Source organism: Nocardia wallacei (assembly GCF_029869545.1).
In the GTDB taxonomy this organism is placed as follows: domain Bacteria; phylum Actinomycetota; class Actinomycetes; order Mycobacteriales; family Mycobacteriaceae; genus Nocardia; species Nocardia wallacei_A.
On the sequence record NZ_JARWQD010000112.1, the window covers coordinates 1 to 6644 of the forward strand.

Consider the following 6644-nt stretch of genomic DNA (forward strand, 5'->3'; position numbering starts at 1 on the left):
CTCGGCGAGACGCCGGTGGCGATGGTGGGACTGCGGGGCTCCGCGGGGGGCGCGGCCGCCGGCCGGGGGGAAGTTTTGCGGGGCCCCCGGGGTTTGCCAATGGGGCCGGGGTGTTTTGGGGGGGGCCCCTCCCCGGGGGCATGAGGATTCCGGCCGAAAGCGTGCCGGAAATGGCGGGGAGAATCAGACCTCCGACGATGCTTCCCAGTCCACGGCGACGGATTCTCCCCGGTCGACCGTGAAGAAGGCGACCTCCAAATGCCTTCCCAGGTCGACCAATTGGATGGCCGACAGCGGCACCGGCTGCACGATGCGCACCCACCACGGCCGCGGCTCGTCCCACGCGCGCAGCTCCAGGTCCAGCCGCAGGACCGGATCGTCGCGGCCGCTGTAGTCGGCGGCCACGGGGGTGGCGGCCAGTACCGTCGCGTCCGCGCGGCGGCCGTCGGCGAGGATCTTCGCGATGCTGACCCGGGTCGCCTCCTCGGAGCTGGGGACATACAGCACCACCCGGTCGCGGTCGCCGGGATCGATCCGGCAGCCGACCACATCGCCGGGCTGCATCAGCTCCAGATCGGCCTCGCTGACCCGCTGGCGCACCCGCGTCTCGTACGGGTGCTGCCCCTCGGCCTGCACCCGCACCCAGAACCGGTGTCCGGGTTCGGTGCGCCGCGGCCGCACCCCGAGCACGGTGGCCGAGCCGGGCAGCCCGCGAATCAGCAACTCGCGCCGGGCCGTCGCCGACAGAGCGCCGCCACGGAAGGTGAACCCATGCGATTCGAGCCGCGCCGACAGTCGCCGGACCAGCCCCGCCCGCCGCACGGCGGCCCCGCCTGATCGCGAGGGCTCGGCCCGGTCCGCCCGCGACGCTGCCGTCCCGCTCGCCCGGGTGGGCTCGGGCCGGTCCGCCCGCGGCGCGGAACTCGCCAGGCCGTTGCCCACGGCCGCGTCCGGTGCCGTTCGCGCGATCGCGATGTCGCGCCCGTTGTACGCGGTCGTGCTCATGCCGAACTCGCTGTGCCCGGGGTTCGCTCGGTGCCCTCGTTCATGGGCCCCACGGTAGCCGCATTGTGGCGTGCGCCACGGTAGTACGGGCGTGCGAATCAGTACGGCATCGGGGCGGCGGGAGCGGTGACCCACCCGCATTCGGGCCCGGGGCCAGCCTTTAGGCTGGTGGCCATGACCGCTGCGTTCCCGACCATCCCCGACGATCTCAAGCCCGCCGACGGACGGTTCGGCTGCGGCCCGTCCAAAGTCCGGCCCGAGCAGCTGCGCTCCCTAGTCGAGGTCGGCGCCTCGGTGATGGGCACCAGCCACCGCCAGAAGCCGGTCAAGGATGTGGTGGCCCGCGTGCGCTCCGGCCTGCGCGACCTGTTCTCGCTGCCGGAGGGATACGAGGTCGTCCTCGGCAACGGCGGCACCACTGCGTTCTGGGATGCGGCCGCCTTCGGCCTGATCCGGGAGCGCTCGCTGCATCTGACCTACGGCGAGTTCAGCTCGAAATTCGCCGCGGTGGCGAAGAAGAACCCCTTCGTCGAGGACCCGATCGTGGTCTCCACCGACCCGGGCACCGCGCCGGAGCCGGTGTCGGATCCCACCGCCGACGTGATCGCCTGGGCGCACAACGAAACGTCCACCGGCGTCGCGGTTCCCGTGCAGCGCCCGGCCGGTTCGGAGCACGCGCTGATCGCCATCGACGCCACCTCGGGCGCGGGCGGGCTGCCGGTCACCATCACCGACGCCGACGTCTACTACTTCGCGCCGCAGAAATGTTTCGCCTCCGACGGCGGGCTGTGGGTCGCGCTGATGAGCCCCAAGGCCCTCGAACGCGTTGCGGAGATCAAGGATTCGGGCCGGTTCACCCCCGAGTTCCTGTCCCTGCCGATCGCCGTCGACAACAGCGTCAAGGATCAGACGTACAACACCCCGGCGCTGGCCACGCTGCTGCTGTTCGCCGACCAGATCGAGTGGATGAACAACAACGGCGGCCTGGACTGGACCGTCAAGCGCACCCTCGATTCCTCCTCGCGGCTGTACTCGTGGGCCGAGTCGAGCGAGTTCGCCACCCCGTTCGTCGCCGATCCGGCGCACCGCTCGCAGGTCGTGGGCACCGTCGACTTCGCCGAGTCGGTGGACGCCGCGCAGGTTGCGAAGGTGTTGCGCGCCAACGGAATCGTCGATACCGAGCCGTACCGCAAGCTGGGCCGCAACCAGTTGCGCGTCGGCATGTTCCCGGCCATCGACCCCGAGGACGTCTCCCAGCTGACCCGCTGCATCGACTGGGTTGTCGAGCGGATCGGCTGAGAACACGCTAAGAAGTGAATAGAGCAGACTAGCGCGCGCGGGACTCCGGACACAGATTTCCGCGCGCGTGTCTTGCCACATGAATCTCAGAAGTGCACTACTGTTCCAGAACGTGGGCGGTGTGGCGAGCCTGGCTGTGATCGACGCAGCGATAAGGAGGTAACGGTGCGTGAACTTCGAGTGATCGGATTGACGCCCGATTCCGCGCACATCGTGTGTGTCGACACCGAGACCGGCGTGAAGTACCGGCTTGCCGCCGACGAGAAACTGCGTGCCGCCGCCCGCGGCGACCTTGCCCGATTCGGCCAGATAGAGATCGAAATGGAAGCTACGATGCGTCCTCGCGATATCCAGGCCCGTATTCGTGCGGGTGCCTCCGTCGAACAGGTCACCGAGGAGTCGGGCATGCCGACCTCCCGGGTGGAGCGGTTCGCCTACCCGGTGCTGCTGGAGCGGGCCCGCGCGGCCGAACTGGCTCAGCGCGCGCATCCGGTCCGCAAGGACGGTCCGGCCGTCGAAACGCTGCTCGACGTCGTGACCGCCGCCTTCGCCGAGCGCGGCCACAACAGCGATATCGCCGAATGGGACGCCTGGAAGGACGAGAAGGGCCACTGGGTGGCCCAATTGCAGTGGCAGGCGGGCCGTTCGGTGATCGCCGCGCACTGGCGCTTCCAGCCCGACGCCCACGGCGGCTCGGTGACCCCGCTCGACGATCCCGCCACCGATCTGATCGATCCCGACTTCGGGCGGGCGCTGCGCGGCCTGGCCACCATCCTGCCCGAGTCGGCCGACGAGCCGGCTCCGGTCGATGCCGTCGTGGCCGCCTCGCCCGAGCCCGCGCCGGAGGATCCGGCCCCCGCCGCGCACGAATCGGCCCCGATCGCCGCCGAGGCGGGCGAGCCCGAATACTTCGAGCAGCGTGCGGCGGTCGGCGGCACGGCGATTCCGGTCGCCGCGACGGGCACCACCGCACCGGCGCCGTCGCAGCCCGCGCCCAAGGCCACCCCGGCCTCGCCGCCCGCCGGACCGGGCACCGCCACGGCGGCCCCGGCCGCGAATTCCCCTACCGCACCGCCGCATTCGGCGCCGACGCCGCCCGCCGAGCCCGCCGCCCCGGCCGCGCCCGCCGCCAGCGCGCCGACCGAGCGCACGGCGCAGTCCGGTAAGCCCGCCAACGCGAAGCCGGCCGGGCAGAAGTCCCGCTCCAAGCGCGGCGGCAAGGCCCCCATGCCATCCTGGGAAGACGTCCTCCTAGGCGTCCGCAGCTCCGGCCACTGAGGATTTCCCGGCCAAAAGCACGCCGGGAACAAGGGCTTGCTGCGCACGCCGGGAACAAGGACCTGTTGCGCACGCCGGAACTGGGGCTTTGTTGCGCACGCCGGGAACAAGGGCCTTGTTGCACGCGCCGGGGACATGGGCCTTGTTGCGCGCGCCGGAACTGGGGCTTTGTTGTGCACGCCGGGGACATGGGCCTTGCTGAGCGCGCCGGGGACATGGGCCTTGTTGCGCACGCCGGAACTGGGGCTTTGTTGCGCGCGTCGGGAACATGGGCCTTGCTGCTGCGTGCGCCGGGGACGTAGGGCCTTGCTGTGCGCGTCGGGAACATGGGCCCTTGCATGCTCGGAAGAACCTTCGAAACTTGGGGAGGGTGGTTGACACGCGGGCGGGGGATGCGAAGCGCGGCGTTTTCGGGCGTTGGGGGAGTAGATTTTTCGTATGCCCCCGGTGCGTTCCGGGTGGGCAGCGGGCAGGTCGGGGAGTCGGGGCGGTGTCCGGTTCCCGAGGTTTGCTCGAGAGTAGCTATGCTTACTCGTACGAGGATCGGGAGGTGTCGGAAGTGCCATCTACAGCTTCGTCCCTCTGGTACGTCGACGACCCCGATCCGGTGGCGGTGCTCCGCGAACACCCCGATCCGGATCCCGAGGCGGCGTTGGCACTGGCCAAGCAGCTCAATCCCGAACGCGACGTGGTGCCGGCGGCATCGGGCACGCTGAAGGTGTGGGCCGGGCCGGATCCCGGCTCGATCTACATCGGCTGCTACCCCGGAGTCACGGTGGTGTGTACCACGCAGGCCTCGCTCAGCCATCCGACGCAGCTGTCGGAGTTGCTGGTGCGGCCGCTGGCCTCCGAGCAGACCTACCTCGTCTCCTACGACATTCCGCACGGCTGGGGCGCGTTCGCGCATTGGGAGCGTGGCGAATTCCGCCGCGCGTTCAGCGCCACCCGGGTCAGCATCCTCGAGGACGAGGGCCTGCCGCTGGTGTGGGAGCGGCCCTTCTGGGCGGGCGAGCATCCGGTCCAACTGCAGCCCGGTGAGCTGCCCGACCCGCAGATCCTGCCGTTCGACCCGCCCGCCTTCGCCGACGAGGCGAATCTCGAATGGCTCGGATTCCGCTATCGCGAGGCGACCCGCGAGGATGCGCTCAAACCGACCGACGTCGCGGTCTGCGGCTTCAGCCTCTATCCGAAGGGCGAGGCGCCGCCGCCGATCGTCCCGGAGGAGCCGAAAGCCCCGGAGCACAACGGAAGACGCTGGTTCGGCTGGTTGCGCGGCCGCGACCGGGTGTCCTGACGTGGGCTAGGAGGAGACCGCGGCGATCAGCAGGGTGAGCCAGCCGAGGAGAACTCCGGCGCCGATCCCGCCCAGCACCCACCGCGTCACCGGGGTGTGGCGCCAGCGCCACAGGGTGGGCGTCGCACCGCCCACCGCGATCACGTTGACCGCGACCGCGAGCAGCCAGTGCACGTGGGCCAGCGCGCTGCCGAAGGAGAACACCCCGGCGGCGGTGAGCACCGCGACGAAGCTCGCGACGGCCAGCCCGGCCGCCCACGGCGTCGGTTCGGAGCCGGATCCGTGCGGGTTGTTCACGAGATGCGGACCCTTTCGTAGAAGGCCAGTGCCGCGGCGGTGGCCACGTTCAGTGAATCGGTGCCGGGCGTCATCGGGATGCGGGCGCGGACATCGGCGGCGCGCATCGCCTCCTCGGTGAGCCCCGGTCCCTCGGCGCCGAGCAGCAGCGCCACCCGGTCCCCGGTCGTCGCGGCGGCCAGGTTCGCCGCGGCCGGGTCCGGGGTGAGCGCGATGACCTGGAAACCCTTGGCGCGCAACGACTCCAGCCCATCGGGCCAGTGCGGCAGGTGCGCGAACGGCACCCGCAGCACGTGTCCCATCGACACCCGCACCGCGCGCCGGTACAGCGGATCGGCACAGCGGTCGCCGAACAGTATCGCGCCGGCGCCCAGCCCCGCCGCGTTCCGGAAGATCGAGCCGATGTTCTCGTGATCGTTGACGCCCTCCAGCACGGCCACGGTGCGGGCACCCGCCAGCGCCTCGTCGACCGACAGCGCCGGGGGCCGCCGGGCCGCCGCCAGCACCCCGCGATTGAGATGGAAGCCGACCACCTGGGCCATCACCTCCGCAGTGGTCCGGTAGTAGGGCACGTCCACCCCGGCCAGGTCCGCGGCCAGCGCGTCGTACCGCCGGTCCACACCCAGCAGCGCGAACGGGGGAAACCGCGAGGCCAGCATGCGCTGCACCACGACCACGCCCTCCGCGATCACCAGGCCCTTGCGACCCGGCAGATCCGGCCGCCGGTCCGCGGAGTTGAGGTCCCGGAAGTCGTCGACCCGGGGATCGGCGGGGTCGTCGATGTCGATCACTACGGCCACGGGCATCCATCATGCCCTGCTCGCGACGGGCCGATTCCGGCGAGTGTGACGCGGTTCGAATGACCGGGTGGTTTCGGCGCGGCCACTATGGTGAACACTGTGTGTCGGCTTATCCATCGAACGGAAGAGGATGCATGACCAAGCCCGAAGTCGAGTTCCAGGAGGGTCCCGCACCCACTGAGCTGGTCGTGAAGGACATCGTCGAGGGCGACGGTCCCGAGGCGGTGCCCGGTGGCACGGTCGAGGTGCACTACGTGGGCGTCGAGTACGACACGGGCGAGGAATTCGACTCCTCGTGGAATCGCGGTGAATCGCTCACGTTCCCGCTGCGCGGCCTCATTCAGGGCTGGCAGGAGGGCATTCCGGGGATGAAGGTCGGCGGCCGCCGACAGCTCACCATTCCGCCGGAGCTCGCCTACGGTCCCGAGGGTGCGGGGCACCAGCTGTCGGGTAAGACGCTGGTCTTCATCATCGACCTGCTGAACGCCGGCTGATTCTCCGGCGAGCTAGTCCCGCACGATTTCCACGGGGTCGCTGAGATTCGTCGCGATCGCCGACTGCTGATTGCTGCTGCGGACGGGGGACGCGGGGAGCGGGGTGGGCGGGGGCGGGGTGAGGTTGGGGAAGGGCAGCAGGGGCGGGCGGGCACCCCCCGGCCCCGCCCGGCGCGC

At 70.7% G+C, this 6644-nt stretch carries 7 protein-coding genes; 4 read left to right on the forward strand and 3 right to left on the reverse strand.

The features are described 5' to 3' along the window. Positions 1–183 precede the first annotated feature (183 nt). A complete protein-coding gene (locus tag QH290_RS08255; protein WP_280382452.1) occupies positions 184–1005 on the reverse strand; it encodes a hypothetical protein in 822 nt (273 codons plus the stop codon). A gap of 174 nt (positions 1006–1179) precedes the next feature. Between QH290_RS08255 and serC the strand changes: the two genes are divergently transcribed. The 3 genes from serC to QH290_RS08270 all read left to right on the forward strand — a co-directional run bounded on the left by serC (position 1180) and on the right by QH290_RS08270 (position 4876). Further along, on the forward strand, positions 1180–2304 hold the full coding sequence (gene serC / locus QH290_RS08260; protein WP_280265999.1) for a phosphoserine transaminase: 1125 nt from the start codon (positions 1180–1182) through the stop codon (positions 2302–2304). A gap of 165 nt (positions 2305–2469) precedes the next feature. Further along, on the forward strand, positions 2470–3582 hold the full coding sequence (sepH, locus tag QH290_RS08265) for a septation protein SepH (RefSeq protein ID WP_280382453.1): 1113 nt from the start codon (positions 2470–2472) through the stop codon (positions 3580–3582). A gap of 559 nt (positions 3583–4141) precedes the next feature. Continuing rightward, positions 4142–4876, forward strand: a complete 735-nt coding sequence (locus QH290_RS08270; protein WP_280382454.1) for a DUF6928 family protein — start codon at positions 4142–4144, stop codon at positions 4874–4876. 6 nt (positions 4877–4882) lie between these two features. Here the strand turns inward: QH290_RS08270 and QH290_RS08275 are convergent, their stop codons facing one another. After that, positions 4883–5173, reverse strand: a complete 291-nt coding sequence (locus tag QH290_RS08275) for a DUF2537 domain-containing protein (protein ID WP_280265996.1) — start codon at positions 5171–5173, stop codon at positions 4883–4885. Continuing rightward, positions 5170–5973 carry a TrmH family RNA methyltransferase gene (locus QH290_RS08280; protein WP_280382455.1) on the reverse strand — a complete coding sequence of 268 codons (804 nt, stop codon included), beginning with the start codon at positions 5971–5973 and terminating at the stop codon, positions 5170–5172. Before QH290_RS08280 ends, QH290_RS08275 begins: the two co-directional genes overlap by 4 nt. Before the next feature lie 134 nt (positions 5974–6107). On the opposite strand from QH290_RS08280, the gene QH290_RS08285 reads away from it, so the two are divergent. Continuing rightward, a complete protein-coding gene (locus tag QH290_RS08285; protein WP_280265994.1) occupies positions 6108–6467 on the forward strand; it encodes an FKBP-type peptidyl-prolyl cis-trans isomerase in 360 nt (119 codons plus the stop codon). Positions 6468–6644 lie beyond the last annotated feature (177 nt).

Bases quoted from the DNA above. Each gene is read 5' to 3' on its own strand.
- QH290_RS08255 (WP_280382452.1), bottom strand. From the start codon at position 1,005: ATGAGCACGACCGCGTACAACGGGCGCGACATCGCGATCGCGCGAACG.
- serC (WP_280265999.1), top strand. From the start codon at position 1,180: ATGACCGCTGCGTTCCCGACCATCCCCGACGATCTCAAGCCCGCCGAC.
- QH290_RS08285 (WP_280265994.1), top strand. From the start codon at position 6,108: ATGACCAAGCCCGAAGTCGAGTTCCAGGAGGGTCCCGCACCCACTGAG.